Genomic DNA, 11,474 nt, shown 5'->3' with positions numbered 1-11,474 from the left:
GTCAGAATCCGCTCATCCCCTTTCTTGGACGCCCCATGGCCGGTGCCAGCCTGTTCGCCCTGCTCGACGATATCGCCACCCTGCTCGACGATGTCTCGGTCCTGACCAAGGTCGCGGCGAAAAAGACCGCCGGCGTGCTCGGCGACGATCTGGCGCTGAACGCGCAGCAGGTCACCGGGGTCAACGCCAACCGCGAACTGCCGGTGGTGTGGGCGGTGGCCAAGGGCTCGCTGCTCAACAAGGTGATCCTGGTGCCGGCGGCACTGGCGATCAGTGCGCTGGAAGCCTGGCTGCACGGCCGTGGCTGGAACGTGCCGCTGATCGTGCCGCTGATGATGATCGGCGGTGCTTTCCTGTGCTTTGAGGGCGTGGAGAAGCTGGCGCATCGTTTCCTGCATTCCTCCGAGGACGATGCCGAGCGCCTGGCCGAGCGGCGCAAGGCGCTGGCCGACGCGCAGGTGGACATGGTCGCGTGGGAGAAGGACAAGGTGAAGGGCGCGATCCGCACTGACTTCATCCTGTCGGCCGAGATCATCGTGCTGACCCTGGGCGTGGTCGCCACCGCTCCGTTCACCAACCAGGTGATCACCCTGGCCGTGGTGGCGCTGGCGATGACGGTGTTCGTCTATGGACTGGTGGCCGGCATCGTCAAGCTCGACGACGTCGGCCTGTACCTGTCGCGCAAAGGCGGCGCCATCGCCGCCTTCGGTCGTGGTCTGGTGGCCTCGGCACCGTGGCTGATGAAGTTCCTGTCGGTGGCCGGCACCATCGCCATGTTCCTGGTCGGCGGCGGCATCCTGGTCCACAACGTGCCGGCGCTGCACCACGCGGTGCAGGCGCTGGGCGGCCAGGGCCAGTGGGGCTGGCTGGTCAGTGCGGCCGGCAACATGGTGGTGGGCATCATCGCCGGTGCCATCGTGCTGGCGGCAGTGACCGGCTTCCAGAAGCTGCGCGGCAAGTAAGCCCGTGGACCCTCGGGGCCAGATCCCTTTTCCGTTGGGAAAGGGATCTGGCTCCATTCCACTATCACCCTGCCTGCACGCGGTTCTTGCCCTGTCGCTTGGCCGCATACAACGCGTCATCCGCACGCCGCAGCAGGGCCTCGGCATCATCGCCGGGCTGCCATTGCGACAGGCCGGCGCTGAAGTGCACCGGCACGCGGCGGTCCTGCACGGTCAGCACGCGATGGGCCAGCGAGCGCTGCAGGCGCTGCACGGTGGCCATGCTGTCGGCCGCCTGGGTTTCCGGAAGCACCAGCACGAACTCGTCGCCGCCCAGCCGTGCGATGCCATCGGTCGCCCGCAGCAGCAGCTTGCACACGGCCACCAGGTGCTGCAGCAGCGCGTCGCCACCGGCATGGCCGTGTGCATCGTTGGTCTGGTGGAAATCATCCAGGTCGATCACCGCCACGCCCAGGGGTGCGTTGTTGCGTGCGGCACGGGCCAGCTCGCGTTGCAGCAGTTCGTCCAGGCCACGGCGGTTCAGCGCCTGGGTCAGTGGATCGATGCGCGCCAGGTCACCGGCCGCGCGCAGCTCCTGCTCCAGCTCGGCAATGCGCTGCTCAGCACGTTCCACCTCCCGCCGCGCGTTGGCCAGATGATCGCGGGCCTGCGCAGCCTGCTGCTGCACCTTGCCGGTGTCGCGCATCACGTCCTGCAGCAGCTGGTTGAGGTCGGCGATGCTGCGTGCCTCGCGCAGCTGCAGCGCGTAGCTGCCGATGCGGTCATGGTATTCGCCGGTACTGGTGGCCATGCCATCCATGCGCTCGATGAACTCGCCCATCAACCCGCGCATGGCTGCCTTCGAATCGTCGATGCCCTGGCGCAGCAGGCCCTGCTTGTAGATCACTTCGCGCAGTTCGGCGCGGGTGCGCTCGACCGCTTCGGCTTCCAACGGCCCGTCCAGCAGTTGCCGTACTGCGGCGATCTGGCCCTGCAGCCAGCTGCGGTCATCCAGCAGCTCGCTCACGTTCTCCAGCAGCAGCGCGAACAGCTCCAGCAGCAGCGCCTGCTGCTCCTGCCAGCTCTCGGCGCGCACGCCGACCTGGTGGCCAAGCTCGCGCACCCCCTGCTCGATCGGCTCCAGCGCGGTACCCGGTTGCCACTGGCGCAGGCGCACGGCCAGCGCCTGCGCCTGCTCGCGCAGGTCCGGGTCATGCTGCAGCAGCGCCACCACCGCGCCGCCCAACAGCAGCCGCAGCTGCTCGGACAGGCGCAGGCTTTCCGGCTGCCCGTCCGGCGAATGCTGCTCGATGGTACGGATGTACTTGTCGATCAGCTGCCGCATCGCGCGCCCGTAGCGCGGCCAATCGGCACTGGCCTGCGCCGATTGCAGGCGGTCACCCATGTCGCCCAGTTCGCCGGGCAGGGTGGCCATGCCGTTGGCGAACGCGGCCAGCAGGGGCTCCGGCGCGTCGGCCCCGGCGAACAGCTGCTGCAGCGCCACGCCACCGCCGCCCTGCAGCACCACACGATCACCCCGGCCGTCGTCCGCCGCCGCGCGCACGCGTGCCGGCGGCCCAAGGGCGGTGCCGGGTGCAGGGCGGGGATCGGGCTGGTCCGTCATCGAGCGAATCCTGGGGCTGGCAGGGTCTGGTTCCAGCATATCGGCGCGGCCGCCGAGGGCTTGAACGGCTAGGATGGGCGACAGGATGCCGTAGTGGAGGTGGGGATGCGCGTGATGCTGCTGGGGGCGACCGGCCTGGTCGGTGGGCAGGTCCTGCCGATGTTGCTGGATGACCCGCGCTGCCGCGCCGTCGTGGCGCCCACCCGACGGCCGCTGGCGCTGCGTGATCCGAAGCTGCACGCGCCGGTGCTGCAGTTCGATGCGCTGCCCGATGCACCGGCGTGGGCCCGCGTGGACGCGGTGATCTGCGCGCTGGGCAGTACCCTGGCCCAGGCCGGGAGCCGGGAAGCCTTCCGTCGCATCGACCACGGCTACCCGATGGCGTTTGCCCGTCTTGCCCGGGCCGAGGGCGCCCGCGCCTTCGCACTGAATTCCGCCGCCGGTGCCAATCCGCAGTCACTGATCTTCTACAGCCGGGTCAAGGGCGAGCTGGAACGTGACCTGCGTGCGCTGGGCTTTGCCTCTTTGACCCTGGTCCGGCCGGGCTTGATCGGCGGCGAACGCAACGAAGTCCGGCGCGGAGAGCGATGGGCGCTGTCGGTGCTGGGCGCGCTGGGACCAGTGCTGCCGCGGTCATGGCGGATCAATCCGGCGGGTGAGATCGCCCGGGCGCTGGTCGAGGCCGCACTGGCCCCGCATCCGGGCGAACACGTGGTGGCATCCCGCGCGCTGGTCGGCTGATGTCGCGTGCGCTCCGCCTGAACCAGCTGCAGCAGCTGCTGCGCCGCCATCGGCGACCAGTGGCGGGGCAGGCGCTGGCCGATGCGCTGGGTATCAGCCTGCGCACGCTGTACCGCGATATCGAAACCCTGCGCGAGCAGGGCGCCGACCTGCGCGGCGAGGCCGGCGTCGGTTACCTGCTGGCCCCCAGCGATACCCTGCCGCCGATGACCCTGCCACCGGCCGAGATCGACGCGCTGGTGCTGGGACTGCGTTGGGTCGCGGCGCGCACCGAGCCGGCGCTGGCCGAGGCTGCACGTGACGCCCTGGCGCGCATCGCGCACGTATTGCCCGTGGCGCGCCGCGAGGCCCTGCGTGACAGCGGCCTGCGCGTTGGCCCATCGCGTGCTGCGGCCAAGGTGCCGGCTGCACGCCTGCAGGCCGTGCGCGAAGCCGTGGGTGCGCAGCAGCGCCTGCAGTTCGGCTACCAGGACGCGCAGGGCCAGCGCAGCGAACGGATCGTCTGGCCGTTCGCGCTGGGCTACTTCGATGAAGTGCCGATGCTGGCGGCCTGGTGTGAGCGCCGCGAGGATTTCCGCCACTTCCGGCTGGACCGCATCCGCCAGGTGCGGGTGCTGGAGGAGCACTATCGGGTGCCGCGTGCCACCCTGCTGCGGCGCTGGCAGAAGGCACAGGGCATCGCGCCGGACTGGCTGGATCGTTCGTAGCATCGGGCCCGCTCGACTGCTTCTGCGTTCTGCTTCCTGCCTCTGGGGGAGGGCGGCCTTCGCACTTTGCTCCTGGTAGGGGTCGAGCTTGCTCGACCGCCTTTGATCTTCGCGAACAGCAGTCGAGCACGCTCGACGCTGCTGACAGAATCTGTCAGCAGGGCCGTACCACCATGATCGCTCCCAACAACGGAGCTTCCCCATGTTCAAGCCCAGCACCCTGCTGCAGTACGTGCGCGACGTTACCGCCAGCGCCACCTTCTACAGCGGCATCCTCGGCAAGCCACCGGTGGAGCAGTCGCCCGGCTTTGCCCTGTTCCTGCTCGGCGATGGCGCCGCACTCGGCCTGTGGCAACGCGACGACGTGCAACCGCCGGTGTCCGCGCAGGCCGGTGCCGCTGAACTGGCGATGGTCGTCGCCAACCCCGACGTCGTGCAGCAGCTGCACGATGCGTGGCGCGCGCTCGGTGTGCAGATCCTGCAGGCGCCGATGACGCTGGAGTTCGGCCACACCTTCGTCGGCGCCGACCCTGATGGGCACCGCCTGCGTGTGTACAGCCGCGCCGAGGGCATGGTCGCGCGCGATTGATCGCATGCATTCTGTAGAGCGGGCATAAAAAAACGCCGGGCAATGCCCGGCGTTCGTGTTTCACAGGTGGTGGCCGATCAGCTGGCCAGCGCCAGGTCGTCCATCATCGCGCGCAGGAAGCGGGCGGCTTCACCGCCGGTGGCTGCGCGGTGGTCGAAGGTGACCGACAGCGGGATCACCTTGTGCGCTTCCACGCCGCCCATCACCGGGGTCATCTGGTGGCGGGCACGGCCGGCACCGACGATGGCCACGCACGGCGGCACGACGACCGGGGTTGCGTAACGACCGGCGAACATGCCGAAGTTGGACAGCGAGATGGTGTAGCCACTCAGTTCCGACGCCGCGATCGAACGCGATTCCACCTGCTCGCGCAGGCGGTTGACGCCTTCGCGGATGCCGCGTGCATCGAGCATGTCGGCATTGCGCAGGGCCGGCACGAACAGGCCGTCGTCGGTGTCCACGGCGATGCCGATGTCCACCTGCGCGTGCAGGGTGCGGGTCAGTGCTTCGCCGTCGAACCAGGCGTTCATCGCCGGCACCTTCTGTGCGGCAACGACGATGGCGCGCACCAGGCGGGCGGTGACGTCGTTGCCGGGCAGCCAGGCGTGGATGTCGGCGTCGTCGTTCAGCGTGGTCGGCACGACCTTGCTGTGCGCATCGGCCATCACGCGGGCCATGTTGCGGCGCACGCCCTTCAGCGGTTCCGGCTGGCCCTTGGCGACCACGCCCGGCGGCTGGGTGCGCATCGGCTTGCCGGCGGCAGACAGCGGGGTACGGGCTTCGCTCTGCACCGGGGCGGACACCTGCGCGGGGACCGGCGCGGCATACGCGGCGGCAGCAACCGGCGCCGGAGCAGCGCCGAGCTTGGCGGTGCCGTTGGCGGCGGCCTGCTTGACGTCGGCCATGGTCACCGCGCCATCGGTGCCGGTGGCGGCCACGCGGCTCAGGTCCACGCCCAGCTTGCGCGCCATCGCACGCACGGCCGGCACGGCCTTGACGCCACCGACGGCCAGCGCCTGTTCGGCATGCACGGCATTGGAGCTCTGCATGGCGCCGACCACGGTGCCGGCGTCATCACGCTCGGCCGCGGCGGGCTTGGCGTCCTCGGCGGCAACCGGAGCGGCCGCAGCCGGCAGCGGCGGCGGGGTCGGTGCGGCCGCCGGCGCGGCCGGTGCTGCGTGGCCATGGCTGTGGCCGGTGTCCTGGCCGTCGGCGCGCTGCGGCAGGTTCGGGTCCAGCTCGAAGCTGGCCAGCACCGAGCCGGTCGGGATGATGTCGCCGGCCCCGCCGGACAGCTTCAGCACCTTGCCGGAGAACGGCGAGGGCACTTCCACCACGGCCTTGGCGGTCTCCATCGAGACCAGCGGCTCGTCCAGCTTGATCACATCGCCTTCCTTGACGAACCACTCGACGATGGTCGCGTCCGGCAGGCCTTCGCCCAGGTCGGGCAGGTTGAAGTTCTTGGTCTGGCTCATTTGCAGTTCTCTTCCAGCAGTTCCAGTTCGCGGGCCGGCAGCCAACCCGTCGCGCCATTGGCGCGCTCGGACCACCACCACCCGCCGTGTTCGTGATGAAGCTTCACCATCTCGCCGCTTTCCACATCCAGCTCGCGGGCGTCGTAGTCGCACAGGGCTTCAGCGCGACCCTCGTCCAGCAGCTGCAACCAGGCGATGGGCGCCCATCCAGCGCGACCATCGTTGGTGCGTACCCAGGCAAACGCCGGCCATTCCTCGTCACGGACACCTACTTCGACGATCTGGCCGGTGTGGAACCGGAGCGGGTTGGGATACTGGCTGCGGTAAGCCCCCAGAAGGCGGGCCCGCATGTCAGCCGGCCGCCACCGCGCGCTTGGCCGCAGCCACGATCCGCTCGACGCTCGGCAGGTACTTCATTTCCAGGCGGAACAGCGGAATGTGGGTGTCGTAGCCAGTGACGCGCTCGACCGGGGCCAGCAGGTCGTAGATCGATTCCTCGGCCAGGCGCGCGGCGATCTCGGCGCCAAAGCCCGCCGTCTTCGGGGCTTCCTGCACGATCACGCAGCGGCCGGTCTTGGCCACCGACTCGGCAATGGTGGCGAAGTCCAGCGGACGCAGGGTGGCCACGTCGATGACTTCGGCACTGATGCCTTCGCCGGCCAGCTTGTCGGCCGCTTCCAGCGCTTCCTTCACCTGCGCGCCCCAGGTCACCAGGGTCACGTCGGTGCCGTCGCGCAGCACGAAGCAGACGTCCAGCGGCAGGGCTTCACCGTCGTTGACGACCACTTCCTTGTACTGGCGGTAGATGCGCTTGGGCTCCATGTAGATCACCGGATCCGGTTCGCGGATCGCGGCCAGCAGCAGGCCATAGGCGCGCTGCGGCGAGGACGGCAGCACCACGCGCAGGCCCGGCACGTTGGTGAAGATCGCCTCGTTGGCTTCGCTGTGGTGTTCCGGCGCGCGGATGCCGCCGCCCCACGGCACGCGCAGCACCATCGGGCAGTGCAGGCGGCCACGGGTGCGGTAGCGCAGGCGCGCGGCGTGGCAGACGATATGGTCGACCATCGGGTACATGAAGCCGTCGAACTGGGCTTCGGCCACCGGCTTCATGCCCTGTGCGGCCAGGCCGATGGTCAGGCCGGCGATGGTGGTCTCGTCCAGCGGGGTGTCGAGGATGCGGTCCGAGCCGAAGCGCTGCTGCAGACCGGCGGTGGCGCGGAACACGCCGCCGTTGACGCCCACGTCTTCGCCCAGCACCAGCACCGACGGGTCATGTTCCAGCTCCCAGGCCAGCGCCTGGGTGATGGCTTCGATGAGGGTGATCGGGGTGGTGGTCATGCTGTCATCTCCGCGCGCGACAGCAGCGCTGTCGGCGGCGTTGGTGTGCGCGCCGGGCGCGTTGTTCTTGATCTCATCCATGGCGCTTCTCCAGGGCGATCGCCTGGGCACGCTGGGCCAGCAGGTCCGGCGGCGGATCGGCATACAGGAAGTCGAACATCGCCTCGACCGGCTGCACCGGCGTATTGAGGTACAGGTTCACTTCCTCGTCCACGCGCGCGCCGCACTCGGCGACCCAAGCAGTTTCCTCTTCTTCGCTCCACACACCAGCGTTGATCAGGTACTTGCGCAGGCGCAGCATCGGCTCGCGCTGCCAGGCATCCTTCACTTCGGCGTCGTCGCGGTAGCGGCGCGCGTCGTCGGCGGTGGTGTGGTCGGACAGGCGGTAGGTCATCAGTTCCAGCACCGTGCCACCGTCGCCGGCCAGCGCACGCTCGCGCGCCTGTTCCATCGCCGCCAGCACGGCGATCAGGTCGTTGCCGTCCACCTGCAGGCAGTGCAGGCCGCCGGCCAGGCCCTTCTGTGCCAGCGTCTCGGCACCGGTCTGGGCCGAACGCGGGACCGAGATGGCCCAGCCGTTGTTGACGATGCACAGGATCAGCGGGAGCTTGTAGGCGCCGGCCGAATTCAGTGCCGCGTAGAAGTCGGTCTTGGAGCTGCCGCCATCGCCACACACGGCCACGGCGATCTGCGGTTCCTTGTTGAGCTTGAACTTCAGCGCGGCGCCGGCGGCATGCAGGCACTGGGTGGAAATCGGCACGCAGAACGGGAAGTCCTTGGCCGCGTTGCCGCCGTAATCGTTGCCGCGTTCGTCGCCGCCCCAGTACATCAGCACGTCGTGCGGGCGCACGCCCCGCATGAACATCGCGCCATACTCGCGGTACGAAGGCGCGAACACGTCGTCCTTCTGCATCGCCGCGCCGATGCCCACGTGCGCGGCTTCGTGGCCCAGGCAGGCGGCATAGGTGCCCAGCTTGCCGGTGCGCTGCAGCGCGATGGACTTGCTGTCGAACGTGCGTACGAACAGCATCTGCTTGAACAGCGGTACCAGGACCTTGGGGTCGCGCAGCGACGCGGGCAGGTCATCGCGGACGAGCTTGCCGTCCGCGTCCAGGTACTGCAGGTATTCGATCTTGAATTCAGCGGCAACCGTCATTGCGTACTGCACCTTCGACAGAGAAGTTACAAATGATATGAATCGCCATGTTAAGGAACGCGTACGGAATAGCCTTCCTGCGCCGCAACACGGCAACGCCCTGTTTTACCCCTGCCGGCGGGTGGGGGGCCAATAACAACAACGTATTCAGTCGTTGCTGCAAAGCATCAGAATACGCCTCTGGCTGACCGCCGGCGCAACGACCCGATCGGTTCCACGCGCAGGCCCGGCATCGGCCAATGCTCCACGGGGCACCGCACGCCCCGGTATGGACGGCGCGGCTGCCCGCGCGGCTGGCAACGCGCTACCCTTGCCGCCCCCGATCTGGCCGCACCCATGTCCGTCGACAACAACCAACGCGATCTCGAAGCCGGCATCCACACCGACCTGCAGGGCCGCCTGACCTATGGTGGTTACCTGCGGCTGGACCAGCTGCTCAGCGCGCAGCAGCCGTTGTCCAGTCCGCCGCATCACGACGAGATGCTCTTCATCATCCAGCACCAGACCTCGGAGCTGTGGCTGAAGCTGCTGGGCCACGAGCTGCGTGCGGCGATCGGCTTCCTGCAGCGCGATGAGGTGTGGCAGTGCCGCAAGGTGCTGGCCCGCAGCAAGCAGGTGCTGCGCCAGCTCACCGAGCAATGGTCGGTGCTGGAAACGCTGACTCCGTCCGAGTACATGGGCTTCCGCGACGTGCTGGGCCCGTCCTCGGGCTTCCAGTCGCTGCAGTACCGCTACATCGAGTTCCTGCTGGGCAACAAGAACGCGCAGATGCTGCAGGTGTTCGAGCACGATCCGGCCGGGCAGGCGCAGCTGCGCACCGTGCTGGAGGCACCGAGCCTGTACGAGGAGTTCCTGAAGTACCTGGCGCGCTTCGGTCATGCCGTCCCGGCGGTGTACGAGGCCCATGACTGGACCCAGCCGCATGTGGCCGACGACGCCCTGCAGCCGGTCTTCGAGCGCATCTACCAGGACACCGACCGCTACTGGCGCGAATACGCGCTGTGCGAGGACCTGGTGGATCTGGAGACCGCCTTCCAGCTGTGGCGATTCCGGCACATGCGCACCGTGATGCGGGTGATCGGCTTCAAGCGCGGCACCGGCGGCTCGTCCGGCGTGGGCTTCCTGGCCAAGGCGCTGGAGCTGACCTTCTTCCCCGAACTGTTCCAGGTGCGCACCAGCCTGCAGGCCGCGCCCCCCTCAGCGCTGGACTGATCCCCATTCAGCTTGGTCCCGGCCGCTGGCTGGATCGTTTCAGATGCAAGTTCAGCGAGCAGGCCGGCACCTGCCTCAAACGGCGTGTATTTGACGTGAACGCCAGAAGTCGGTGATCCTCGCGCGTTGCTCCAACTGCACAGCGGACGTGCTCGTCATCCACCGAACCAGGAAATCCGCATGAGCCTAAACGCCACTGCGAACACCCCAGAGCCGGCGCTGCCGGACTTCAAGACCACGCTGGGCCACCCGCGCCCGTTGTGGATGCTGTTCATGACCGAGTTCTGGGAGCGCTTTGCGTTCTATGGCATCCGCTGGGCCTTGGTGCTGTACATCGTCGCCCAGTTCTACAACGGCAGCGCTGCCGGTGAAGGCGACGCCAGCCGCATCTATGGCGCCTACCTGGCCCTGGTGTACGCCGCGGCGATCTTCGGTGGCTACGTGGCCGACCGGGTGCTGGGCTACCAGCGCTCGATCCTGACCGGCGCGATCATCATGGCCGCCGGCCTGTTCATGATCTCGCTGCCGCAGGAGCACATCTTCAAGCTTGGCCTGGCCACGATCATCGTCGGCAACGGCCTGTTCAAGCCGAACATCTCGACCATGGTCGGCAAGCTGTACGGCCTGAAGGACGAGCGCCGCGACTCGGGCTTCACCATCTTCTACATGGGCATCAACATCGGCGCGATGATCGCCCCGGTGCTGACCGAGTACCTGGCCCGCAAGGTGTTCGGTACCGATGCGATGCCGTCCTACAAGGTCGTGTTCATCGCTTCGGGCGTGGGCATGCTGATCTCGCTGGTGTGGTTCTACATCGGTCGTGCCGGCCTGAAGGGCATCGGCGCACCGCCGGCCGGCGCTGAAGGCTTCGGCCGCATCATCATGGTGCTGGCCGGTGCCGTGGTCGCCATCCCGGTGGCGTACTTCCTGCTGGCCACCGGCGCCACCGCGCTGGCCTGGATCCTGGGCGCGATGTTCACCGCCCTGGCCGTGCTGCTGCTGGTCGAGGGCGTCCGCGAGGGCAAGGTGCAGCGCGACCGCGTGATCGCCATGCTGATCATCTTCGCCTTCAACGTGATGTTCTGGATGTTCTTCGAACAGGCCGGCAGCTCGTTCACCTTCCTGGCCGAGAACATCGTCAACCGCCAGTTCGGCAGCTGGACCTTCCCCACTGCATGGTTCCAGTCGGTCAACTCGGTGGCCATCATCACCCTGGCGCCGGTCATCGCCTGGATCTGGGTGGCCATGGGCCGTGCCAATCCGTCCATTCCGCGCAAGTTCGGCCTGGGCCTGCTGTTCAACGGTGCCGCCTTCGCCCTGCTGATGTTCGCCCTGTCGCAGATGGTCGTGGACGGCAAGATTCCGTTCTGGACCCTGTTCATGGTCTACGTCATCCAGTCGGTCGGCGAGCTGTGCCTGTCGCCGATCGGGCTGTCGATGGTGACCAAGCTGGCCCCGGTGCGCCTGGTCGGCTTCGGCATGGGTGGCTGGTTCCTGTCCACCGGCATCGGCAACAACCTGTCGGGCATCTTCGCTGGCGTGGTCAGTGGTGAAGGCGGCATGACGGTCGAGTCGGCCCTGAAGGGGTATACCTTCGGGTTCTGGGCCCTGATCGGCTCCGGCGTGGTGCTGTTCCTGATCGCCCCGCTGATCAACAAGCTGATGCACGGCGTCAAATGATGATGAGAGGG

Annotated in this window: 11 protein-coding genes; 6 read left to right on the top strand and 5 right to left on the bottom strand. The window is 68.0% G+C overall.

Features of this window, described 5'->3' with window-relative positions; translation table 11 throughout:
* Positions 1–35: 35 nt before the first annotated feature.
* Positions 36–962, top strand: coding sequence for a DUF808 domain-containing protein (locus AC5P9I_RS13965; protein ID WP_049468067.1), 927 nt, complete (start codon positions 36–38; stop codon positions 960–962).
* A 64-nt stretch (positions 963–1,026) separates the two neighbouring features.
* Here the strand turns inward: AC5P9I_RS13965 and AC5P9I_RS13960 are convergent, their stop codons facing one another.
* A complete protein-coding gene (locus tag AC5P9I_RS13960; RefSeq protein WP_235644632.1) occupies positions 1,027–2,565 on the bottom strand; it encodes a GGDEF domain-containing protein in 1,539 nt (512 codons plus the stop codon).
* Positions 2,566–2,670: 105 nt separating this feature from the next.
* Between AC5P9I_RS13960 and AC5P9I_RS13955 the strand changes: the two genes are divergently transcribed.
* The 3 genes from AC5P9I_RS13955 to AC5P9I_RS13945 all read left to right on the top strand — a co-directional run bounded on the left by AC5P9I_RS13955 (position 2,671) and on the right by AC5P9I_RS13945 (position 4,602).
* Complete coding sequence (locus AC5P9I_RS13955; RefSeq protein ID WP_049468062.1) at positions 2,671–3,306, top strand: NAD(P)H-binding protein; 636 nt, start codon at positions 2,671–2,673, stop codon at positions 3,304–3,306.
* On the top strand, positions 3,306–4,013 hold the full coding sequence (locus AC5P9I_RS13950) for a helix-turn-helix transcriptional regulator (RefSeq protein ID WP_049468061.1): 708 nt from the start codon (positions 3,306–3,308) through the stop codon (positions 4,011–4,013). Before AC5P9I_RS13955 ends, AC5P9I_RS13950 begins: the two co-directional genes overlap by 1 nt.
* A gap of 202 nt (positions 4,014–4,215) precedes the next feature.
* Positions 4,216–4,602 (top strand): VOC family protein, encoded by a 387-nt coding sequence (locus AC5P9I_RS13945; protein WP_049468059.1) that lies wholly within the window; start codon positions 4,216–4,218, stop codon positions 4,600–4,602.
* A gap of 77 nt (positions 4,603–4,679) precedes the next feature.
* Here the strand turns inward: AC5P9I_RS13945 and AC5P9I_RS13940 are convergent, their stop codons facing one another.
* From AC5P9I_RS13940 to pdhA, 4 genes are read right to left on the bottom strand one after another with little or no spacing between them, the layout of a single operon-like run.
* On the bottom strand, positions 4,680–6,077 hold the full coding sequence (locus tag AC5P9I_RS13940) for a dihydrolipoamide acetyltransferase family protein (protein ID WP_057494336.1): 1,398 nt from the start codon (positions 6,075–6,077) through the stop codon (positions 4,680–4,682).
* The gene (locus AC5P9I_RS13935; RefSeq protein WP_005411349.1) at positions 6,074–6,427 is read right to left on the bottom strand and encodes an SH3 domain-containing protein; all 354 of its coding nucleotides are present in this window, start codon (positions 6,425–6,427) and stop codon (positions 6,074–6,076) included. Before AC5P9I_RS13935 ends, AC5P9I_RS13940 begins: the two co-directional genes overlap by 4 nt.
* A gap of 1 nt (position 6,428) precedes the next feature.
* The gene (locus AC5P9I_RS13930) at positions 6,429–7,496 is read right to left on the bottom strand and encodes an alpha-ketoacid dehydrogenase subunit beta (protein WP_049468055.1); all 1,068 of its coding nucleotides are present in this window, start codon (positions 7,494–7,496) and stop codon (positions 6,429–6,431) included.
* Positions 7,489–8,571 carry a pyruvate dehydrogenase (acetyl-transferring) E1 component subunit alpha gene (gene pdhA / locus AC5P9I_RS13925; protein WP_049468054.1) on the bottom strand — a complete coding sequence of 361 codons (1,083 nt, stop codon included), beginning with the start codon at positions 8,569–8,571 and terminating at the stop codon, positions 7,489–7,491. The genes AC5P9I_RS13930 and pdhA overlap by 8 nt, the downstream gene beginning before the upstream one ends.
* Positions 8,572–8,907: 336 nt before the next feature.
* On the opposite strand from pdhA, the gene AC5P9I_RS13920 reads away from it, so the two are divergent.
* Together AC5P9I_RS13920 and AC5P9I_RS13915 are read left to right on the top strand one after the other, a co-directional pair.
* Positions 8,908–9,783 (top strand): tryptophan 2,3-dioxygenase, encoded by an 876-nt coding sequence (locus AC5P9I_RS13920; RefSeq protein WP_049468053.1) that lies wholly within the window; start codon positions 8,908–8,910, stop codon positions 9,781–9,783.
* A gap of 180 nt (positions 9,784–9,963) precedes the next feature.
* Positions 9,964–11,463, top strand: coding sequence for a peptide MFS transporter (locus tag AC5P9I_RS13915; RefSeq protein ID WP_049468052.1), 1,500 nt, complete (start codon positions 9,964–9,966; stop codon positions 11,461–11,463).
* The last annotated feature ends 11 nt before the right edge of the window (positions 11,464–11,474 follow it).

The sequence above is a fragment of the Stenotrophomonas sp. YJH_SMC_29 genome, assembly GCF_059371235.1.
The sequence above is the reverse complement of the archived record's forward strand: the minus strand, read 5'-3'. Positions and strand labels throughout refer to the sequence as shown.

Excerpts from the sequence above, each read along its gene's own strand:
- AC5P9I_RS13965 (WP_049468067.1), top strand. The coding sequence starts at position 36 with ATGGCCGGTGCCAGCCTGTTCGCCCTGCTCGACGATATCGCCACCCTG.
- AC5P9I_RS13940 (WP_057494336.1), bottom strand. The coding sequence starts at position 6,077 with ATGAGCCAGACCAAGAACTTCAACCTGCCCGACCTGGGCGAAGGCCTG.
- pdhA (WP_049468054.1), bottom strand. The coding sequence starts at position 8,571 with ATGACGGTTGCCGCTGAATTCAAGATCGAATACCTGCAGTACCTGGAC.
- AC5P9I_RS13915 (WP_049468052.1), top strand. The coding sequence starts at position 9,964 with ATGAGCCTAAACGCCACTGCGAACACCCCAGAGCCGGCGCTGCCGGAC.
- AC5P9I_RS13935 (WP_005411349.1), bottom strand. The coding sequence starts at position 6,427 with ATGCGGGCCCGCCTTCTGGGGGCTTACCGCAGCCAGTATCCCAACCCG.
- AC5P9I_RS13955 (WP_049468062.1), top strand. The coding sequence starts at position 2,671 with ATGCGCGTGATGCTGCTGGGGGCGACCGGCCTGGTCGGTGGGCAGGTC.
- AC5P9I_RS13930 (WP_049468055.1), bottom strand. The coding sequence starts at position 7,496 with ATGGATGAGATCAAGAACAACGCGCCCGGCGCGCACACCAACGCCGCC.
- AC5P9I_RS13920 (WP_049468053.1), top strand. The coding sequence starts at position 8,908 with ATGTCCGTCGACAACAACCAACGCGATCTCGAAGCCGGCATCCACACC.
- AC5P9I_RS13950 (WP_049468061.1), top strand. The coding sequence starts at position 3,306 with ATGTCGCGTGCGCTCCGCCTGAACCAGCTGCAGCAGCTGCTGCGCCGC.
- AC5P9I_RS13945 (WP_049468059.1), top strand. The coding sequence starts at position 4,216 with ATGTTCAAGCCCAGCACCCTGCTGCAGTACGTGCGCGACGTTACCGCC.
- AC5P9I_RS13960 (WP_235644632.1), bottom strand. The coding sequence starts at position 2,565 with ATGACGGACCAGCCCGATCCCCGCCCTGCACCCGGCACCGCCCTTGGG.